This window comes from Bradyrhizobium altum (assembly GCF_020889705.1).
GTDB classification, from domain to species: domain Bacteria; phylum Pseudomonadota; class Alphaproteobacteria; order Rhizobiales; family Xanthobacteraceae; genus Bradyrhizobium; species Bradyrhizobium altum.
Map to the genome: position 1 here is coordinate 86,717 of NZ_JACMYP010000001.1, position 19,183 is coordinate 105,899.

The 19,183-nt window shown below is 63.6% G+C and carries 14 protein-coding genes and 2 pseudogenes; 4 read left to right on the forward strand and 12 right to left on the reverse strand.

What is annotated here, in order from left to right; translation table 11 throughout:
- The first annotated feature begins 243 nt into the window (after positions 1-243).
- Complete coding sequence (locus tag H8B02_RS00385) at positions 244-711, forward strand: invasion associated locus B family protein (protein WP_229163976.1); 468 nt, start codon at positions 244-246, stop codon at positions 709-711.
- On the opposite strand, the gene H8B02_RS00390 is transcribed toward H8B02_RS00385, so the two are convergent.
- From H8B02_RS00390 to H8B02_RS00420, 7 genes are all read right to left on the reverse strand, one after another.
- Entirely contained in the window at positions 696-1,709 is a 1,014-nt protein-coding gene (locus H8B02_RS00390) for an ABC transporter ATP-binding protein (protein ID WP_229163978.1), read from the reverse strand. The genes H8B02_RS00385 and H8B02_RS00390 overlap by 16 nt on opposite strands.
- On the reverse strand, positions 1,702-2,682 hold the full coding sequence (locus tag H8B02_RS00395) for an ABC transporter ATP-binding protein (RefSeq protein ID WP_229163980.1): 981 nt from the start codon (positions 2,680-2,682) through the stop codon (positions 1,702-1,704). The genes H8B02_RS00390 and H8B02_RS00395 overlap by 8 nt, the downstream gene beginning before the upstream one ends.
- Complete coding sequence (locus tag H8B02_RS00400) at positions 2,679-3,500, reverse strand: ABC transporter permease (RefSeq protein ID WP_229163981.1); 822 nt, start codon at positions 3,498-3,500, stop codon at positions 2,679-2,681. The genes H8B02_RS00395 and H8B02_RS00400 overlap by 4 nt, the downstream gene beginning before the upstream one ends.
- Positions 3,501-3,567: 67 nt before the next feature.
- Positions 3,568-4,503 carry an ABC transporter permease gene (locus H8B02_RS00405; RefSeq protein WP_229163983.1) on the reverse strand — a complete coding sequence of 312 codons (936 nt, stop codon included), beginning with the start codon at positions 4,501-4,503 and terminating at the stop codon, positions 3,568-3,570.
- A gap of 61 nt (positions 4,504-4,564) precedes the next feature.
- Entirely contained in the window at positions 4,565-6,154 is a 1,590-nt protein-coding gene (locus H8B02_RS00410; RefSeq protein ID WP_229163984.1) for an ABC transporter substrate-binding protein, read from the reverse strand.
- 1,043 nt (positions 6,155-7,197) lie between these two features.
- Entirely contained in the window at positions 7,198-8,136 is a 939-nt protein-coding gene (locus H8B02_RS00415; RefSeq protein ID WP_229163985.1) for a GAF domain-containing protein, read from the reverse strand.
- A 112-nt stretch (positions 8,137-8,248) separates the two neighbouring features.
- Complete coding sequence (locus H8B02_RS00420) at positions 8,249-9,043, reverse strand: class II aldolase/adducin family protein (RefSeq protein WP_229163986.1); 795 nt, start codon at positions 9,041-9,043, stop codon at positions 8,249-8,251.
- Positions 9,044-9,231: 188 nt separating this feature from the next.
- Here H8B02_RS00420 and H8B02_RS00425 point away from each other — a divergent pair, with 188 nt between their 5' ends.
- Together H8B02_RS00425 and H8B02_RS00430 are read left to right on the forward strand one after the other, a co-directional pair.
- Positions 9,232-10,728: a M81 family metallopeptidase gene (locus H8B02_RS00425; protein WP_229163989.1), complete on the forward strand. Its 1,497-nt coding sequence runs from the start codon at positions 9,232-9,234 to the stop codon at positions 10,726-10,728.
- Entirely contained in the window at positions 10,725-11,735 is a 1,011-nt protein-coding gene (locus tag H8B02_RS00430; protein WP_229163991.1) for a glutathione S-transferase N-terminal domain-containing protein, read from the forward strand. Before H8B02_RS00425 ends, H8B02_RS00430 begins: the two co-directional genes overlap by 4 nt.
- Before the next feature lie 102 nt (positions 11,736-11,837).
- Here H8B02_RS00430 and H8B02_RS00435 read toward each other — a convergent pair.
- The 5 genes and pseudogenes from H8B02_RS00435 to H8B02_RS00455 form a co-directional block, all read right to left on the reverse strand.
- A pseudogene (locus H8B02_RS00435) lies at positions 11,838-12,407 on the reverse strand (2-hydroxychromene-2-carboxylate isomerase); the annotation flags it as partial.
- A gap of 501 nt (positions 12,408-12,908) precedes the next feature.
- Positions 12,909-14,831, reverse strand: a complete 1,923-nt coding sequence (locus tag H8B02_RS00440; RefSeq protein WP_229163992.1) for a flavin-containing monooxygenase — start codon at positions 14,829-14,831, stop codon at positions 12,909-12,911.
- 9 nt (positions 14,832-14,840) lie between these two features.
- Positions 14,841-15,614: an SDR family NAD(P)-dependent oxidoreductase gene (locus H8B02_RS00445; RefSeq protein ID WP_229163993.1), complete on the reverse strand. Its 774-nt coding sequence runs from the start codon at positions 15,612-15,614 to the stop codon at positions 14,841-14,843.
- Positions 15,611-16,255 (reverse strand): TetR/AcrR family transcriptional regulator, encoded by a 645-nt coding sequence (locus H8B02_RS00450; protein ID WP_229163995.1) that lies wholly within the window; start codon positions 16,253-16,255, stop codon positions 15,611-15,613. Before H8B02_RS00450 ends, H8B02_RS00445 begins: the two co-directional genes overlap by 4 nt.
- Positions 16,252-17,748: an AMP-binding protein gene (locus tag H8B02_RS00455; RefSeq protein ID WP_229163996.1), complete on the reverse strand. Its 1,497-nt coding sequence runs from the start codon at positions 17,746-17,748 to the stop codon at positions 16,252-16,254. Before H8B02_RS00455 ends, H8B02_RS00450 begins: the two co-directional genes overlap by 4 nt.
- Before the next feature lie 168 nt (positions 17,749-17,916).
- Between H8B02_RS00455 and H8B02_RS00465 the strand changes: the two are divergent.
- A pseudogene (locus H8B02_RS00465) lies at positions 17,917-19,175 on the forward strand (ABC transporter substrate-binding protein).
- Positions 19,176-19,183: the final 8 nt, after the last annotated feature.

A 19,183-nucleotide genomic window follows, 5' to 3' on the forward strand; every position in this document is an offset into this window, starting at 1 on the left:
GTACACGTACCCCGCATGCGTGGGAATAATACCCACGCAAAGTAAATCTCGGTTTCGAGATGTGACGAGGCGGAGCCAAGGCATGGTGAGAGTCAGCGCAAAGACAGGCGTCTTCGGGCGATCGCGGCTCTCGTCGTCATCGCCGGCATCGGTTCGGCGCAGGCCGCCCGAACCTCTGACAAATCGGACGCCAGCGGGGGCACGGTCTCGATTCCGATCGACACAAGGAGCCAGACGTCCGCGATGGATGGCGTTGTCCGCCCCGTCCAGCTTCCCAAGGGCGTATCAGCCGTCAGCGAGACCTACGGAGACTGGATCGTCAAATGCCTGCTCGATGGCGGTGCCAAGCTCTGCACTCTGGGTCAGACACAGACCTCCAAGGAGACCAATCAGAAAATCTTCGCCATCGAGCTGATCGCCAAGGACGGAAAGGCCGAAGGCAATATCGTGATGCCGTTTGGGCTGAAGTTCGATGCCGGGGCCGTCCTCAAGCTCGACGGCAAGGATCTGGAGCAGACCCGGTTCTCCACCTGCACCGCGCAAGGCTGTTCGCTTCCGGTATCCTTTCCCACGGTCGTGACCGACACCATCAGCAAGGCCAAGACGCTCACCGCCGCGCAGAACATCAGTAACGGGCAGGCTGTCGTCTTCAATGTCCCCCTCAACGGCTTCGCAGCTGCGCTGGAACGCACCATTCAGCTTGGAGGCTGACCGGCAATCTCGTCAGCTCGCCAGCACCGGACCGCGTGCCCGTCGGTGCGCGTTTGAAGCGACGGCCCGGGCTCGCGCTGGCACACCGCTTCGGCGTAGCGACAGCGTGGACTGAATGCACATCCGTCCGGCGGATTGAGTGGATTGGGAAGCTCGCCCCTTGTCGTCGCGAGCGGTGCGCGGCGTAGCGGATCGGGAATGGCGGCGATCAGGGTCTGCGTATACGGGTGTGCCGGCCGCTCGAAGATTTCGCGCCAGCCGCCCGTCTCCACAATGCGGCCGAGATACATGACCGCGACCCTGTCGCTCATGTGCTCGACCACGCCGAGGTCGTGGCTGATCATGATGTAGGAGAGGCCGAGACTCTCCTTCAATTCCAGCAGCAGATTGATGATCTGGGCACGGATCGAGACATCGAGCGCCGAGACCGGTTCGTCGCAGATAACGATCTTGGGATTGAGGATTAGCGCGCGGGCGATGCCGATGCGCTGGCGCTGGCCACCCGAGAATTCATGCGGGTAGCGGCCGGCCTGCTCGGGCCGCAGGCCGACATGTTTGAGCATCGCCGCAACGCGTCCATCGATCTCGCTTTGGGCCGTCACACCATGCAGGCGCAGCGGGTCTTCAAGCGTGCGGCGAACGGTCTGGCGCGGGTTGAGCGAGGCGTAGGGATCCTGAAACACCATTTGGGCGGTACGGGCCAGGAGCTTTCGATCGACCGATCGCTGGCCCGTCACGACGTGGCCGTCGAGCACGATCCTGCCTCGCGTCGGCGTCAGCAGCCCAAGCAGCGAAAGGGCGACGGTCGATTTGCCGCAGCCGGATTCACCGACGAGGCCCAGGCACTCACCGCGCTTCAGTTCGAGATCGATGCCGTCGACCGCGCGCAGCAGCCGCTGGCCGCCACCCAGCAAGCCGCCGCCGAGCGGAAAATGCACCGCGAGATCCTCCACGCTAAGGATGACATCGTCGCCAGGCTTCGCCGCGGGCTCATGCATGGTGGTGGCACCTGACGAGGCCGCCTGCACCGAGCCATGTCGTTTCCGGTGCGGTGGTCCGGCAGATCTCGGTCGCCTGTGCGCAACGCGGATTGAAGCGGCAGCCGCTCGGAAAGTCCGCGATCGCCGGGACGACGCCGGCGATTTCCCTGAGCCGCGACCGGCCGAGCGCCGCGCGGCTCCCGAGCCGCGGCAGCGAGTCGACCAGGCCTTGCGTGTAGGGATGCGCGCAGGCGCGGAAGATGTCGTCCGAGCCGCGTTCCTCGACAATGCGACCGGCATACATGACGCCGACGCGGCGGCAGACGTTGGCGACCAGGCCCAGATCGTGGCTGATCATCAAGATCGCTGTGCCCCGCTCGGCGCACAGATTGCGCATCAGCTCGATGATCTCCGCCTGCACCGTCACGTCCAGCGCGGTGGTCGGCTCGTCGGCGATCAGAAGATCCGGATCGCATGCCAGCGCGATGGCGATCATCACGCGTTGGCGCATGCCGCCCGAAAGCTGGTGCGGGTAATCCTTTACCCGCCGCTCCGGTGCGGGGACGCGCACGTTCGCCAGCGCCTCGACGGCCAGCTGGTTTGCCTCGCGCCAGCTCTTGCCCTTGTGCAGCACGAACATCTCCGCGATCTGCCGGCCCACGGGCGATACCGGATTGAGCGCCGTCATCGGCTCCTGGAAGATCATGGCGATGCGGTCGCCGCGCAGCGCCCGCTGCGCGGCCGCGGAAAGTCCCTGAATCTCGCGGCCCTCGAACCGTATCGCGCCGGCGGCGACCGAGAGCGGCCGGCGCAGCAGGCCGATCAAAGCGAGTGCCGTAATGCTCTTGCCGCAGCCGGATTCGCCGACAAGGCCGAATGTCTCGCCGCGATCGATGCGGAATGAAACGCCCTCGACCGCCGCAACATGGCTGGCGCCGTTGTCGAGATCGATGCGCAAATCCTCGACTTCGATCAGCGGAGCGGCCGTCATGCGCGCCGGCTCCGCGACTGGGGATCCAGCACGTCGCGCAGGCCATCGCCGAGCAGATTGAGGCCCAGTACCGTTAGGAAGATGGCGAGGCCAGGGAATACCGACAGCCATGGCGCCGTGGTGATCTGGTCGCGCGCCTCCGACAGCATGCTGCCCCAGCTCGGATAGGGCGGACGGATGCCGAGGCCGAGGAATGAAAGCGAAGCTTCTGCCAGTACCGCGCCGCCCATGCCGAGCGTGCCGATGACAATGATGGGGCCGACCATGTTCGGCAGCAGCTGCGTGATCATGATGCGCAAATCTCCATAGCCGAGCACTCGCGCAGCCTGCACATAGCCCTGGCTCTTGAGCGACAGTGTCGAGGCGCGTGCGATCCGGCAGGTGAAGGACCAATTGGTCAATCCGAGCGCGATCAAGAGGCTCGTCAGGCCGGGTCCAAGCACCGCCATGATGGCGAGCGCGAAGATCAGCGAGGGGATCGCGAGCATCAGATTGGTCAGCCCGTTGACGACATCGTCCCACCAGCCGCCCCAATAGCCCGCGGTCAGGCCCAGCGTCACGCCAATGACGCTATTGACGAGCTGCGAGACGATGCCGACCGTCAGCGAGATGCGCGCGCCGTGCACGACGCGGGAATAGATGTCGCGACCCTGCGCATCGGTGCCGAACCACCAGATCCAGCTCGGCGGTTCTTCGGCATTCATGAGGTTGGCGCCCATGACCGGGTCTGTATGTGCAAGCCAGGGCGCGAACAGGCCGACGAAGATCGCAAGCGCGAACAATACCCCGCCGATGATCGCGCTGGTTCCAAGCTTCATCGCGACCGCCCCGCTGTGGCAGGGTGCGCGGTCGATCGCTTGCTCGTGTGATGAGATCGACCGCCGCTCATGCGTATCGGATCCTGGGATCGATCACGCCGTAGAGCAGGTCAACCACCGTATTGACGGTGAGGAAGAACAGCACCACCACGAGAATGGTGCCCTGGACGGCGGGAATGTCGCGCTGCAGGACGCTGTCGACCAGCAGCGAGCCGATGCCCGGCCAGGAGAACAATTTTTCGACAACGACGGCTTGCCCCATCACGACGCCGAATTGCAGGCCGATCGCCGTGAGAATGATGACAAGGGCATTGCGCATCACGTGCCACGTCACGACGCGGGTCTCGCTCATGCCCTTCGAACGCGCCGTCCGGACAAAATCCGCGGTCATGATCTCGAGCACCGCTGCCCGCGTCGTCCGCGCCAGCAGCGCCATCGGCGAGACGCCGAGGGTCACGGCAGGCAGGAGCAGATATTTGAGGCTGCCATCGCCATAGCCAAAGCTCGGCAGCCAGCCGAGCTTCAATGCAAACAGATACATCAGCAAAAGCCCGAGCCAGAACTTGGCCATCGAGAGGCCGGACACCGCCAGGACCATCGAGAGCGTGTCGACGATGCTGCCTGGCTTCAGCGCGGCGATGAAACCGAGCGGAACGCCGACCGCGATGGCAAACGCCAGGGCTGCGAAGATCAGCTGCAGCGTTGGCCACATCCGTTTGGCAACCATGGTCGTGACCGGCTCGCGGGTCCGGAACGAGGTCCCGAAATCTCCCGTCGTGAGCTTGGCGACATAGGAGCCGAAACGCACGTAAACGGGATCGTCGAGGCCGAGCTGCTTTTTCATGCGTTCCACGACCTGCGGGTCCGTCGGACCCCGGCCGTCATCGCCGATGCTCGACACGATGCTGCCCGGAACGACGCTGAACAGCACGAAGATCACCAGCACGACGGCCAGCACGGTCGGAATGGTTTGCAGGACTCGACGGATCGCGAAGGAGAGCATTCGACGTTTTCCTCATCCCCTCCATCGTTTCACACGATGGAGGGAGAGCGATTGGCACCTGTCACTTCGCCGGCGAGGTGTCGTCGACCCAAAGGTCTTCGACGTTTTGATGGGTCAGTTCCGTCGCGTCCAGCTGGATGCCCTGGAGCCAGGGCTGCACCGCCATGACCGCCTTGTTGTAGTTGAAGAACCAGATCGGCGCTTCCTCCTGGAGCAGCGCATTGGCCTTTTGCAGCAGCTGGACGCGCTTTGCGGCATCGTCGGTCTGGCCGGCTGCATCGATCGTCTTGTCGAACTCCGCGTTCTTGAAAGTCGTATAGTTGCAGGCCGATTGCGGTGTCGCCGAGTGGAAGCATTTGAGCGCTGCCTGCGGATCCGGGCCGGTCGCCTGGGAATAGATGAAGGCCTGGAAGTCGCCCTTGCGAATGACCTCCGCCAGCACCGCGGTCTCGACCTGCTTGACCTTCACCTTGATGCCCACCTTGTCCAGCATCGGGATCGCCGCTTCGACGATCGGCAAGCCCCAGCTTTCGTTCTGGCTGGTGGTCCATTCGAATTCAAAGCCGTTGGGATAACCCGCGTCCGCAAGCAATTGCTTCGCCTTCGCAGGATCGTAAGGGTAGGGCTGCATGGCCTTGTCGTATGCCGGCGAGGTCAAAGGCAGCCAGCTCGTGGCGCGATAGGCTTTGCCCTTGACCAGCTTGCTGATGATCAGATCGGCATCGATCGCGTAGTTGACGGCCTGCCGAACCCGCTTGTCGGAGAATGGCTTGAACGTGGGATTCATCCCCATATAGCGGGTGAAGACCTCGGCGACCTCGACGATGCTGCCCTTGAGGTTGGGATCGGCCTGATAGGCGACATATTGCGCGGGCCCAAGCACCGAGGTGTCGATCTCCTTGTTGCGGAAGGCGACGTCGCGGGCGGCGGCTTCGCCCATCAGCGATACGACGAGCTTGTCGGCATATGGCTTGCCGGGCTTGTAGAACCGGTCCCAGCGTTCAAGCACGATGCGCGATCCCGGCACGTGCTCGACGAATTTGAATGGACCGAGACCGATCGGCTTCTGGAGGAAGCTCTCCTTGCCGCCCTCGTCGGCCGGATAGATCGAGGTCAACGCGGTGAAGAAATAGAAGGCGGGATCGACTTTCTCGGTCAGCTTCATTTCGAGGGTGAAGTCGTCGATCTTCTTCAGGCCGGAGATTTCCTTGGCTTGGCCCTTCTCGACCTCGGCCGCGCCCTCGATCAACCGGACAAAGCGCGCACCGGGATAGGCCTTTGTGCCGTCCATGATGCGATTGTAGGACCAGATAATGTCGTCGGCCGTCATCTTGCGGCCGTTGTGGAAATAGGCGTCGTCGCGCAGCCTGAAGGTATGAACGAGGCCACCGCCCGAGACGGCGACCTCCTTGGCAAGTTCCAGAACCGGCTTGCCCTCGGTCGAGTCCCAGATGTAGAGCGAGCGGTGCAGAGCCTTGGCGTAGATCTCGTCTTGGGCGCGCGGTGTCGTGTGGATGTCCATGCTGGTGAAGCTGGAGCCATAGGGCGCGGTCATGCGAATGGTCCCGCCCTTGCGCGGGGTCTGGGCCGCCGCCGTGGCGGCGAGTGCGAGCCCGAGGCCAACCGCGATCGCAATCAACTTGAACTTCATGCTTCCCCCAACGATGCAGGAACATTCCGATCAGCGAGTTGACCATCGGCAGCACGTCAAGCGCAAGGTCCTCATGTCGCGTCGATGGCGACCGGCACCAAATAATTTGTGTCGCCGCGATGCGTGGGGCAGGAATATGGAAACGCTGCGGGTGCTGCGGGCGCCTACGGACATGATTTGACCGCGCCAGGACCTTGGCTGCAACTTGCGCGAGTATGTAAGCGCTTGCGATTGAACGGATTTCGGCTTCCGTCGCGAAATTGCGAAGCCAGGGTTCCGGACCGCATGACCTGGCAACGAGCCGCCTGTGACATAATAACCCGACGGGCAAATCGGCGCTTCCGTCGTCGGGCAAATCAGTGATCCAATTCCGCCCGTCTCACCCGATTGAGGGGCGCGTCGCGATCGTCACGAGTGTTGCGGTGAGATGCGGTGGACGTGGATCATGCAAGCGACGACTGCATGTGAAGCGGACGGTGAAGTCGTGTGGTCCTGACGCCCCAGTGGCTGGTGTCCTCTAGCAGGATGCGAAGCATCCCTGCGAAGGGCGGTGACAAGCAAGCCAGGTCTCGCCGGGGAGAGCACGAAGTAAGCCGTAAACCATCGCGCAGGGAAAGCCGGAGTTTCCGGTTACACCTGTGGTCCTACCCCCGGTGCTTTTTGTTGCACCGGACCCATGGGTGCAATCGGCACCCGGCTTCCCCTGCGCCCTCTTCAAGAGAGAGGGCGGAATGAGAGGCAAGACTCGGGCAGATGTTGTCGCGGGAATGCGAAAGCATGACCCACAAACGGCGCAACATATTCGATGTCGTCTTGGCGAAAGCCAGGACCCATTACCCCAAATGTCAGTTGCGATGCGACGCTGGGGCCACGGCCCTCTCTCAACAGATATCGGTGGTTATGGGTCCTGGCTTTCGCCAGGACGACGATTGGGCAGATGGCGGGCTCGTATCTCTGCCGTCATGCCCACGCGATGGCGAAGACTTTGCGCGGGCATGACGGGACGGATAGCTCCGCGCGATCTTGGACGCTCATTCCAATCCCTAAAGATACCACGCCAGCACCGCCTTGAGCCGGGCGTTCTCGATCACCGGCAGCGCGACCACCTGGTTCATGCCGGAGCCACGCGCCAGGGTAGCCGCGATCGATTCATCCTGCTTCAGATGCTCGGTGAGCGCGGGCATGCCGGTGGCCCATGCGCCGCCGATAGAGCCTTCGCCGCGACCGATCGTCTTGGCCGCATAGAGCGCAGCAAGATCGGACTGCTCGCTGCAGTCGCCGGAGTGAAACACCAGCGCCGACCGCGCTTCGTTCGGCACCCAGATCTCGAACCGGCGTGCGATCGGCGTCGCCTGCGCCGACAGGAATGTCACCACCCAGGTCTGGTCGCCGGTCGTGTAGGGGATGCCGACACCGCAATTGATGCCGATTTCGGATGCGTCCTCCCAGCGCAGGAATCCCTTGGAATTGTGCAGGTCCTTGATGATCAGCGGCATGCCGGCCTTCCAGGTCCGGCCGGGCAGGCCGAAGCCGCGCGGGAATTTGGTGTGACGCGAGTTGAACTCGAACATGTCGGCGGTGCCGTAGTAGCCGTCGACCAGCGCCATCTCGTGGGATTTGTCGGGATCGTTGTGCCAAAGTTCGATCGCGCCGACATGCTTCCGGTCGTCACCGCAGAGCAGCACCATCACCGCCATTAGGAATTCGCCGGCGAACACCGGAAGCGCGACGCCGCAGGTCAGGCCGGCTTCGCGCGCCTCTTCGGTTCGCTTGAAATAGGAATTGGCGAATTCGGTCAGGATGACCGGATGGCCGCTCGCCCAGGCCTTGCCGGGAAGGCCCTCGTCATAGGCGAACAGCGCGTTCTCGCTGACCGCGTTGAACTCGACAAACTCGGAGTTGTGCAGGCTGCCGCCGAATTCCAGCCGCGTCCGTGTTGGATCGGGCACCCAGAGCTCAACAACGCGAATGAAGGTTTTCATCGCACGCACCTGCCGTCTCGCCGACGGCTAGCATCGGCGATGTCACAGCAAAATGTGCGCTCAAATAGCGGGCAAGCGACGCCCAAAGTTGATGCGAAGGCGCGATTTCGTCTCAGTCCCGGTACGACGGATCGGCGCGATCGAGCTTGCGCAGCAGCGCCGGCCAGGCGAGTTCGCCGTTACGCGCGGCGCGGCCGGGCTTGGGTAGCATCCGCTCATAGGTGTCTTCGAGGATGTTTTGCGGCGGATAGATCAGCTTGGTGTTGCAGGACAGCGCCATCACCTGGGTCTGGCAGGCGCGCTCGAGCCGGAACAGCACGTTGAAGGCGGCGGGCACGGTGCGGCCGACGACCAGGAGGCCATGGTTGCGCAGGATCATCGCCTCGTTGTCGCCGAGGTCGCGGACCAGCCGCTCGCGCTCGTCGACATTGTCGGCGATGCCCTCGAAGTCGTGATAGGCGATGTGCAGGAAGCGCATCGAGGTCTGCGCCAGCGGCAGCAGGCCGCATTCCATCGCGGAGACCGCCATGCCGGCCGGGGTGTGGGTGTGCGCGACGCAGTCCATATCGTGCTTGGCCATGTGGATGGCGCTGTGAATGACCAAGCCGGCGACGTTGACATCATAGTCGGTTGCGTTGAGCAGCGTGTTGCCCTCGACGTCGACCTTGATCAGGCTGGAGGCGTCGATCTCCTCATACAGCATGCCGTAGGCATTGATCAGGAACTGGTCGGTGGTGCCGGGCACGCGGCAGGAGATGTGGTTCGCGATCATCTCGGTCATGCCGTACATCGCCATCAGGCGATAGCAGGCGGCGAGATCGACACGGGCCTGCCACTCCTCGGCGCTCACCTGCTCGCGAACGGATTTTACGACCTTGATCGCGGGCGAGCTGACGGGGGGATTCATGGCGTTCTCTCCTTGAGACATCTGCGGGGCCGGGGCCCGATCGTTGGCGTGGACCATAGCAGAATCGGCACGGCGGCAAGCGGCGGCGCGTCTGCTTATTTGCAGATCTGGCGGGCAAAAGCCGAATGCGGCATTGGCGCCCCGCGCCTTCGATGTCAGGATACGAAAAAACAGCCGAGGCGCACAAAATGAGCGAACGCAAGATTCGTATTGCCGTCCTGCATTTCTCCCACGAAACCGTCTCGTTCCTGCCGAACGAGACCACGCTCGACGACTTCATCTATCCGGGCTCGCCGGCGAGGGGCGAGGCGCTGCTGCAGTTCGATCCCGAGAACTACATGGGCGGCTTTGTGCAGGTGGCGCGCGAATTCTCCGAGGTTGAACTGGTCGGAATCGAATCCCCACTCTGGCCGAAGACCTACACCGGATCGGGCTGGATCACCGAGGAAGCCTATCGCACCTTTACCGGAAGGATGATCGCCGGACTGAAGGAGGAGGGGCCGTTCGACGGAGTCTATCTGTGCCTGCATGGCGCGATGGCGGTGCGCGGCGTGCCGCGGCCGGAGGCCGATCTGGCGCGACAGGTCCGCGAGGTGGTCGGCCGCTCCGCCTTGATCGCCGCGACCTTCGACCCTCACGGCAATGAGGACGAGGCATTCCTCGAACAGGCCGACATGGCGTTCGGCGTCAAATATTTCCCGCACTATGACGCGCATCTGCAGGGCGAACGGGCGGCGCGCATGCTGGTGCGGGCGATCCGCGGCGACTTCAGACCAGCGCACAAGACCATCAAGGTCCCCGTGATCTCGCCCACCGTGCTGCAATGGACCGGCGCGCGTCCCTGGATGGATCTCGTGCAGCGCGCGCTGGTCTGGGAGGCCCGCGAGGTCGACGTCTACGTCAACATCTTCTTCGGCTTCCCGTTCGCTGATGTCCCCGACGTCGGCATGACCGTGCAGGTCCTGACCAACGACAACCCAAAGCTCGCCGAGCAGGTCGCGCGCGATCTCGCCGGCATGATCTGGCGGCTGCGCAAGGCGCTGCTGCAATCGACCCGGTTGCACAGCATTGCCGAGGGTGTGGCGCTGGCCAAGCAGGCCGTCGCCGATGGCAACACGCCGGTGGTGCTGGCCGATCACAGCGACCGCTCGGGGTCGGCGACCTGGCTGCTGCGCGAGATCATTGCGCAGGACCTCGCCAACACTGTCATCGCGACCATTGCCGATGCCAGGGCGACGGCAAGCCTGAAGGCGGCGGGTGCCAAGGCCGGCGATGCCTTCGACATGGAGATCGGCGGCCGCGCCGACGAGTCGGCGGGCGATCCGGTCCGCATTCAGGGTGCGATCTCGGCGGCGGCGGAGGGGTACGGGCAGTTCTGGGTCTGCGTGCGCTTCGGCCGCAACAATGTGCTGATCCTCTCCACCTATCTGGTGCAGATCATGGAGCCGTTCTCGCTGAAAGCGCTGGTGCCTGACATCGGTGGATTCGAGGTCATGGCGATCAAGTCGCGGGTGCACTTTCGGCGCGGCTTCGACGACAACGGCTTTGCCAAGACGATCCTGCTGGTCGAGCCTGACGAGCCTTTCCTTGGCACGACGCAGCTGGACAAGCTGCCCTACAAGAACGTCGATCTTGCGCAGTTCTATCCGTACGGCAATCCGGCGTTTTCGGAGGGGGCGTCATGACGGAAGGCCGCTACCGCCTGATCGGTTCGACCGCATCGCCCTATGCGATCAAGCTGCGGGCGCTGATGCGCTACCGGCGCATCCCGCACGACTGGGTGATCATGACCAAGGCGTTGCGGGCGGCAACCGCGCATCTGAAGCCGATGCTGATTCCGGTGCTGCAATATCCCGACGGCAGCTATCGCGGCGAGACCACGACGCTCGCCTACGATCTGGAGGCGCGTCACCGGGGGCGGTCGGTGATCCCGGAGGAGAAGGCCACAGCCTTCGTCTGCGATCTGCTCGAGGACCTCGCCGACGAATGGGCGGTGAAGCTGCTTTTTCTCTATCGCTGGTGGGACGAGGAAGATCAGGCTTATGTCTCGCGCTGGGCGGGAGAGGAGTGGTCGACGTCGGAAGCCGCGGCCGGCAGCCGCGAGGAAATCGAGGAATTCCGGCAGCGGCAGATTTCGCGCATGGCCATTCTCGGCGCCACCGAAGAGAACCGTCCGCTGCTGGAGCAGAGCTATCGCCGGACGCTCGCGGCATTCGAGCCGCATGTCGGCATGACGAATTATCTGTTCGGCAGCCGGCCGTCGCTGGCGGATTTCGCCTGGTTCGGCCAGTTCAGCGAGATGGCGACCGATCCGACCCCGATGCGGATCATGCGGGAACGCGCGCCGTTCACCGATCACTGGGTGCGGCGGCTCGATGATGCCTCCGGTGTGGAGGGCGACTGGTATCCGCGCGAGCAGGCGCTCGGCGGGTTCGCCGAGGCGCTGCTGCGGATCGCGGGCGAGCTCTATCTGCCGTTCCTTGCCGCCAATGCCGATGCATTTGGGAAGGGCCTCGAACGGCTCGAGATCAGCGTCTGGGGACTGCCTTACGCGCTTGCGCCGTTTAAATATCAGGTCAAGTGCCTGCAGCAGCTGCGCGAGAAGTTTGCCGCGCTCGATGCCGGCGATCGCGCGGCGCTGAAGCCCGTGCTGGAACGCACGGGATGCTGGGCGACCCTGAGTGGAGGCTGATCGATCAGGGACGTTAAGCAGATTAGAAACGCCCGTCGTCCAGGTTCGATGCCTGCTGCCGAGCGCGACCGCGACCGGGTCCGGATGCCTGATCCGCTCGATCATCATATCGATGCGATCGCCGCCCCAGAACAGTTCGCCGTTGAACACCATGCTGGGCACACCGAACACGCCGAGCGCTTCGGCCTCGTCGATGATGCGATCGTGTTCCGCGCGGGCAGGGCCGCGAACATAGGCTTCGAACGCCTCAGTGGAACCGCCGATCGCGGAAATCACGCTGGCGATCCCCGCCAGGTCGTCGATCTCCAGCTCGTGGTTCCAGAACTTCCGGAACACCGTGTCATGATAGGGCCGGAACAGCCCGTGGCGCTGCGCGAACAACATCCCGGAGCTGGCGTAGAAGGCATCATAGATCCGGCGCGGGCCCTTCATGGTCAGTCCCTGCGCATTCGCGAACCGCCGCGCATCCATGTAGGAGTAGCGGACCTTGCGCCAGAAATGCGGGGTGCGCGCCTCGACCGTGCCCATGAACTCGGGAATGCGAAGCGTGTAGGGCAGCCATTCCAGCTCGACGCCAAGGGTCTCCTCGAGCTCGAACAGCCGCTTGTTGGCGACATAGGCATAGGGAGACTTGTAGTCGGTGTAGATGCGTACGCGCGGCTTTTCGATCATCGTTCCTCACCCTGTCGAGACAATTGTTCCCGATCCCACGCGGTGACGCAATGCGGTGCGACGAGAGAGAGATGGCGCGCAAACGAATGGGCCCCGGTGCATTCAAGCATCGCGGGGCCCTGCTACTTCGTTTTAGCGAAGGATCTCTGGTGTAGACCAGTGGTGTTTCGGGACCTAAAAGCGCTTGGCCTTTGCGCTCTCGTCCTGCGGATATGTTCAGATTGTCGGCAGTGCACGCGGCTAGCAGCTGCTGTTCGCCTCAACGTGCACCGAGACCTTGCCGCTGAGCAAGGTCGCTGGCTTTCGCCGGTGGCGTCATGCTCCTCTCCAAGAGTGGGCCGACGGACCTCTGTCCGCTTCTCTGCCTGGCGGCCGATTCCAAAATCGTCCGCCAATTCCTGCGACGCGGGGAGCAGGCGCTCCCGACCCCGACAGGTGCAGTCAGCGAAATGCTGCGGCAGATATGGCCTGCTGTCAAGTTAACGAGCGGGGCAATTCAGGTCAGGACTCCTGTCGCGCCTTGGTCTTTCGATACTGCGTGAAGTCCGGATCGTGCGTCATTTTCCAATAGTCGACGAACCGCCACGGCATTGCCGAGAACACCCGCCCGCTTCTGTTGCGGTAGTAGGTCGTCATGCCCGGATGCGTCCAGATCAGCTGCTCGTGCTCGGCATCGACGTTGCGGATGTATTCGTCATGCGCGTCGGGATGCACATCGATCGCAGCGATATCGTTCTCGATCATCTCGACGAGACAGGCGGAGATGTAGCGGCTCTGGCATTCCGACTGGAAGATCACGCTGCCGCCATGCGCGGGTCCCGAGTTGGGGCCGAGCATCAGAAACAGGTTGGGGAAGTCAGGCACAGTGAGACCGAGATACGCGGTCGGATTGTCGTCGCGCCACGCCTGCTTGAGGTTCTTGCCGTCGCGGCCGGTGATGTTGAGACGCGCCGCCATCTCGGAGACCTTGAAGCCGGTCGAGATCACGATGACGTCGTGCGGTCGGGATTTACCGTCGGCCGTGACGATTCCGTCCGCAGCGAAATGGTCGATCTCGTCGGTGACCAGCTCGACATTCGGACGGGTCAGCGTCTTGAACCAGTTGTTGTCGAGCAGGATGCGCTTGCCGTAAGGCGGATAGGTCGGCATGCACTTCTCGATCAAATCAGGGCGGTCCTTCAGCTCGGAGAGGATGAAGTCGGCCAGCTCCTGGCGATGCCGGTCGTTGCCCTTGTTGACGGCGCGGTCCGGGTGCGGCCAGGCCGGATCCTTGCGCAGGAACGGCAGCAGCCCGTCGCCGTAGCGCCAGAACATGTTGAAGCGATACCACTGCACATAAAACGGCAGATGCGCCAGCAACCACTGCGCGCCGTCGGTGATCGGGTCGGAATAGCCCTTGACCGGCCGCGCCCACTGCGCGGTGCGCTGGTAGACGGTGACCGAGGCGACGCGGTCGGCGATCGACGGCACCAGTTGCATCGCGGTCGCGCCGGTGCCGATTACGGCGACATGCTTGCCGTCCAGCTTGATGTCGTCGGACCACAGCGCCGAATGAACCTTCTGGCCGGTGAAATCCCCGTCTCCCTTGAAAGAGGCAGGCGAGGGATCATTGAGTTGCCCGATCGCGCTGACCAGCGCGGTGGACTCGAAGGTCTCTTCACCGCTTGCGGTCTTCAGCGTCGAGATCCAGCGGCGCTTGCCTTCGTTCCAGCGCGAGGCGACGAGCTCGGTCGAGAGGCGGACGTGCTCGCGGATGCCGTATTCGCGCACGACCTTGAGCAGATAGTCGAGCAGTTCCTGGCGCTGCGCGAAATAGCGGCTCCACGGATTGCGGGCGCCGAACGAAAACGAATAGGAGTGGTTCGGCGTATCGACACCGCAGCCGGGATAGCGGTTGACGTACCAGGTGCCGCCGATCTCGTCCTGCTTCTCGACGATCGTGTAGGGAATGCCGAGCCGCCCGAGCGCAACGCCGAGCGCGATCGCGCAGACGCCGGCGCCGACGATCAGCACGTGCTGCTGCGCCAGCCTCTCGTTGGACGGGCGCTCGCGCCATCTGGCATCGCGGGGAACGAATCCCATTTCCTCGCGCATCAGAGGCGCGTATTCCGGCGCGACGTTCTCGCCGAGCGTCGCGTGCATCATCCGCAGCATCAGTTCATCGCCGGGATTGGTGATGACGGGCTTCGGCGTCCCGTTCGCGAACAGATTCAGGACGGCCGCGCGGACCTCGTCCTGGATCTCTTTCGGCACGCCCGCGTCCGGATCGGGGATCAGGCGGACGTCGCGCTTTGGCTTGTACGGCGGCTCGAGCCACTTCTCGTCGCCGGTCATGTGCACCAGCACCATCAGCAGCACGCGGATATCGCCCTCGGCGATGGCGGAGGACAGATCGAGGTGTTGGCGGGAAAGCTCGATATTCATGTGTCGTCCTCAGCTGGCCGGTGCGTCGGGCAGACCGCCATAGGCGGCCCAGGTGGTGCCGACGATGTAGCCGGCATCGACCGGCAGGTTGATGCCGGTCACGCCGCTGCTCTGCGGCGAGAGCAGCCAGGCGATCGCCTGGGCCACTTCCATCGGCTCGACCAGCCGGTTCATTGCGGTCGGGCGGGCCAGCAGATCCTTGTTCAGGGCGCCCGACGCGATGCCGGCCTCGAGCGCCACGGTGCGGGTGAAGCCGGGCGACACCGCGTTGACGCGAACGCCGGAACGGCCCCATTCGGCGGCGAGCGTCTGCGTGATCTGGATGACGCCGGCCTTCGCCGCGGTATAGGCGTGGATCGGGCCCGACGTCATGCCGGCCACCGAGGCGACGTTGACGATCGCGCCATGCCGCCGCTTCGCCATGCCGATGCCGACGCTGCGCGCGACCAGAAAGGTGCCGCGCAGGTCGATATTGACCTCGCGGTCCCATTGTTCCATCCGCACCCGCTCGATCGTGTGCATCTTGCCGAACACGCCGGCCGCGTTGACGAGGCCGGTGATCGGGCCGTGCGCCTTCTCGATATCGGCGACGCCGATAACGACGGCGCTTTCGCTCGCGACGTCGAACGGCGCCGGCCAAAGGATGGCGGTCGTTCCGACCAGCGGCTCGGGCGCGATATCGACGATGACGACGCGATGGCCCTGATCGGCAAGCAGCGTTGCGGTCGCCGCGCCAATGCCGCGGCTGCCGCCGGTGACGAGGATGGTACCGTCGGCGCTCATGACTTTCTTCCTTGGTCGCTCGTGGTGAACAGGCCGCGCGTGACCAGCTTTTGGTAGGCCGTGATGACGTAGTCGGGCACGGCGGTGACGCCTTGCTCGGAGTAGGAATAGCGGCGGCTGAGATAGCCGCGCGCACCCATCAAGACCTGGACGATGGCCTCGAATTCCTCGTCGCTGAAATTGTTGGTGGCGCCCGCGGCCCGCGCGCGCTGGAGGATCCGGACATAGGCGCTCGAAATATTGTCGAAATGCTTCTGGTAGCCGATCGGTGCGAAGAACTCGGCCTCGTTGAGGATGCGGAGAAACTCGGGCACCTCGCGGATGAAGTCGAAGAAGGCACTGAAGCGCTCGACCTCCTGCCGTGCTTCGTTGGCAGTGCCGGTGCGTGCATGGATGAAGCGGACCATGTCGAGGCCGATCTTCGGCAGCAGCTGATCGAGCAGCTCCTGGCGATTCTCGAAATGATTGTAGAAGGTGCCTTGCGCGACGCCGGCAGCTTCCGTGATGCGCGCAACCGAGGCTTCGGCATAGCCGTATTTGCCGACGACCTTGGTCGCGGCGTCGAAGATCTTCTGCTTGGTCCAGGCGTTGCGCTCGACCCGGTTGAGTTTTGTGACCTTGGCGGATGTCGCTTGCGTCATGCGGTGGCCTCGACCTCAGCGCGGAGCACGCGTTTGAGCACCTTGCCGGATGGATTGCGGGGCAGGCTGTTGCGGATGATCAACTGCCGCGGCACCTTGAAGCCGGCGAGACGTGTCCGGCAGAATTCGGTGAGATCAGCCAGGTCGAGCCTTGCGTCGTCGGCCAGCACCACGATGGCGACCGGCTTTTCGCCCCAGCGGTCGTCCGGCAGGCCGATCACCGCGACCTCGCGCACCCCGGGGATTTCATCGATGACGCGCTCGACCTCGGAGGAGGCGATGTTCTCGCCGCCGGAGATGATCATGTCCTTCTTGCGGTCGGTCAGATAGAGGAAGCCATCGTCATCGAGATAGCCGACGTCACCGGTGCGGAACCAGTCGCCGAAGAAGGCGGATGCGGTTTTATCAGGATCCTTCCAGTAGCCCTGCGTGACCTTCGGTCCGCGCAAGCAAATCTCGCCGTTCTGGCCAGCGGGCAGGCGCTTGCCGGCGTCGTCGCGGATCTCGATCTCGACATGGGCGATGGCGCGGCCGGTCGAGCCGATCTTCTCGATCTCGCGGCCGGCGTCCATGAAGGTATCGCCGCCGCAGCTCTCAGTGAGGCCATAGGCATCGATGTAGCGCGCGTTCTTGAAATAGTCAGAGAAGGCGCGGATGCGGACTTCCGGCGTCTTCTCGCCGCCGCCGATCGCCCATTGCAGGCTGGAGACATCGTAACGCTCGCGGTTCGGGCAGGTGAGGAGGGCCGTGGTCATGACCGGCGCAAACCACGCCGCGTTGAGCCTCTCGCGTTCGATGGCGGCCAGCGCCGGTTCAGGCTCGAAGGTGCGGTGAATGCACAGCATACCGCCATGCCAGAGCACGGCAATGCCGGGCAGGTCGAGGGCGCCGACATGATAGAGCGGGCCGACGACGAGCAGCCGCGTGTCGGCGTTGAGTCCAAGCACCACGGTCTGGTCGGCGGATTTCCAGTAGATGTTCTCGTAAGTGAGCATCACCCCCTTGGGGCGATCCGTCGTGCCCGAGGTGTACATCAACCGCATCAGGTCGCGCGGCTGGCGCACATGGATCGGCGCCGGGGCAATATCGGGCGCAAGGTTGGTGACGCTGGATTGGGCGGCTTCATCGAGCAGCACGACCGGTGCATCGCCAGCTGCGATCGCGGCAAATTCCTCGTCGGCGACCAGCAGCCGCGAGCCGGAATTGCCGACGATGTAGCCGACTTCAGCGGCCGACAGGCGATAATTGATCGGCAGGAACACCGCGCCGATGTGGCTGGTGGCGAATACCAGTTCGAGGAAGGCCCCGCTGTTCTTCATCAGGACGGCGACGACATCGCCCGGCGCAATTCCGCGTGCTGCGAGCCAGCTGCCGACCTGCCGGATCCGCAGATCGAAATCTGCATAGGTGACGTCTTCGCCGCGATAATTCAGCGCACAGCGGTCCGGAGTCCGCCTGGCATGAAATGCGATGAAGCTGGAAAGATTGATCATTTGCCGTCCGTCGGGCCGATTCCGGCGCCGTTTTCTCCCTGGATGAATTATGAGTCGTAATTCATCTTTGGCTTGACGTCACCCCCCTTGCTCTGAAAACATCGTGGCCATGGAGACGAAACGATCTCCGACAGGGATTTGGGAACGCGAACCCGACAGGGAGGGAGTATGACGAGGACCCGGAAACCGGGCATCAGCCGGCGCTCGACGCTTGCGCTGATGGGCGCCGGTGCGATGAGCTTTGCTGCGCCATGGGTGGCGCGCGCACAGGCCAAGACCATCAAGATCGGCATGCGACCATTCTGTCGGGTCGCGTCGCGCAACTCGGGACGTCCTCGCGCAATGCGGTGATGCTGGAAGTCGAGAAGGTCAATGCCGCGGGCGGACTTGCCGGGCGGCAGATCGAGATGGTGATCCGCGATTCCAAGGGACAGCCGCAGGAAGCCGCGCGGATCGCGCGCGAGCTCGTCAACACCGACGGCTGCGAGATGCTGCTCGATGGCGAGGCATCGTCGGGATCGTTCGCGGTTCACGAGGTGGCGCGCGATCTCGGCGTGCTCTGCATCCACACCTGCTCGGAAGCATCGTCGCTGACCGCCGATCCCAAGCAGCACATTCCGAACGCCTTCCGTTGCGTCCGGCAGGGCATTCATGACTCGATCGTCGGCGCCGGCTACGCGGCCGGGATCGCCAAGGCCAAGAGCCTGAAGAAATGGGCGACCTGTTCGCCCGACTACGCCTATGGCCGCGACACCACCGGCGAATTCGTGCTGTACCTGAAGAAGTTCGCGCCCGATGTCGAGATCATCAGCGAATCCTGGCCGAAGCTGTTCCAGCCCGATTACACCGAGGTGGTGACTAAGATCCTGCAGGCCAAGCCGCAGGCGCTCTATTCCTGCCTGTGGGGTGGCGATCTCACCTCCTACATCGACCAGGCCAACATCTACGCGATGTTCAACCAGATGGAGGTGTTCGCGGTCAACATGGCCGACTACACCGCGCTCACGGTGGTGAAGAACTTGCCCAAGGGCATCCACTCCGGCGACCGTTACATCAAGACATTCCCGCCGACGCCGGAGAATGCAGCCTGGGGTGATGCCTACAGGGCGAAGTACAACGAGTATCCGACCAACTGGTCCTGGCAGAACGCGACCGCCGTCATGTTCCTCAACGAGGCCGTCAAGAAGGTGAACTCGACCGACGGCAAGAAGGTCGCAGAGGCCCTCACCGGGCTCACCATCAAATGCCCGTTCGGTGCCGACGGCACCGTCACGATGCGCGCCGACGACCACACGCTGGTCGGCTACGCGATCGGCTGGGGCACCACGATCCCGCAGGAGCCCTACGTGCCTGACGTCAAGGCCGGGGACTGGAAGACCATCTTCGAGCTCGAAGCCGAGTGGAAGAAGAGCAAGGGCTACACCTGATCCGCATG